The sequence below is a fragment of the Nguyenibacter vanlangensis genome (assembly GCF_013376155.1).
In the GTDB taxonomy this organism is placed as follows: domain Bacteria; phylum Pseudomonadota; class Alphaproteobacteria; order Acetobacterales; family Acetobacteraceae; genus Gluconacetobacter; species Gluconacetobacter vanlangensis.
The window spans coordinates 1-1,314 of record NZ_JABXXP010000746.1; the positions used below are offsets into that span (position 1 = coordinate 1).

Consider the following 1,314-nt stretch of genomic DNA (forward strand, 5'->3'; position numbering starts at 1 on the left):
CGGTCCCCAGGACCATGCCCGCCGCCACACCGGACTGGCTGAGGGCGAAGGCGACGCCACGCCCGGTCGTCGGTCCCACACGGTCGGGCGTGTCCTCCGGCCCGGTTTCACCCTCGCCGATGATCAGGACTGCTCCCGCCCACTCCCCTCCGGCGGCGAAGCCCTGGACCAGGCGCAGGCCCAGCAGCAGCAGCGGCGCCATCATGCCGATCCGGGCATAGGACGGCAGCACGCCGATCAGCGCCGTCGCGATACCGATCAGCAGCAGGGTCCAGCGGAGCGCCGCGCGATGGCCGTGCCGGTCGCCCAGCGCGCCGAAGAAGAGACCGCCGAGCGGCCGCATAACGAATCCGGCGGCGAATATCATCAGCGGCTCGGTCTGGACGAGCAGGCTGTCCTGGCCGTGCGCGAAGAATAATTGCCCGAAAACCAGCGGCGTGGCAGCGGTATAGAGCGCGAAATCGTACCATTCCACGATATTGCCGATGATGGCGCTGGCCAGAACGCGTCGTTCGCTGCCGTGCATATGTCGCTCCGAGTCCATGTCGGCAGGATAACATTACGTCAGCATGCCGTGTTATCGGTCAATAGGAGGCAGGCCGCCGCCTGCGGCAAGGATTGGCCCCGATCCGGCTACGGCTGCATCAGGACCGAGCCCGTGGGGATGGACCCCGCCCAGCCAGGGCGCAGCGGCGCGACGAACATGTTTTCGGTGCGGGTTCGTGCGATCGTCCAGACGCCGTCCTGCCTGCGGAACAGATTGTTCAGGCGGCTGGACCGCAGCAACGACCGTCCGTCCGCGAAGATCCAGGGCTGGCAGTGTACCCATTGCCCGTCGGCCTCGTCACCCCGCACATGGATCTGTTCCGAAGTGAGGTAATGGACATTCAGCACCAGGGCCGAGTCGCGCTTCCGGCCCCAGAATGCCTCGAAATGCGCGCGGATCGCCGCTTTGCCCACGCAGCGGCCGAACTGATTGTCGTAATATGCGCCGACACCTTCCCAGATCGCGTCGTCGCAATACAATTCCATGATCCGGTCGATGCGCGCCCTGTCGTCGGTCACGCCGGCCTCGGGGCACGGCGTGTCGCACAGAAACATGTAGCGGGACTGCAGGCGGCGGATGTCGGCTTCGGCGGACAGTTCCGCCACCCTGGCGGACAGGGCGTCGAGACGGTTGGCGAGGTCCATGTCGGGTCCTCCTTGTCGGGGACGGGGCTGTCCCGGCCCATGGGGTTGGCATCAGGGTCGGTCGGCGACCGCCGGCGGCAGGCGCCGCGCGGGGAACAGCGCCTCGGCCCAGGCGGCGTGTTC

General features: G+C 67.4%; 2 protein-coding genes. Both read right to left on the minus strand.

Translation table 11 applies throughout. The annotated features are described in order from the left end of the window. Positions 1 to 526, minus strand: a 526-nt coding sequence (locus HUK84_RS18650) for an MFS transporter (RefSeq protein WP_176641559.1), incomplete at its 3' end; no start/stop codon positions are given. A 107-nt stretch (positions 527 to 633) separates the two neighbouring features. Beyond that, positions 634 to 1,191, minus strand: a complete 558-nt coding sequence (locus HUK84_RS18655) for a nuclear transport factor 2 family protein (RefSeq protein ID WP_176641560.1) — start codon at positions 1,189 to 1,191, stop codon at positions 634 to 636. Positions 1,192 to 1,314: the final 123 nt, after the last annotated feature.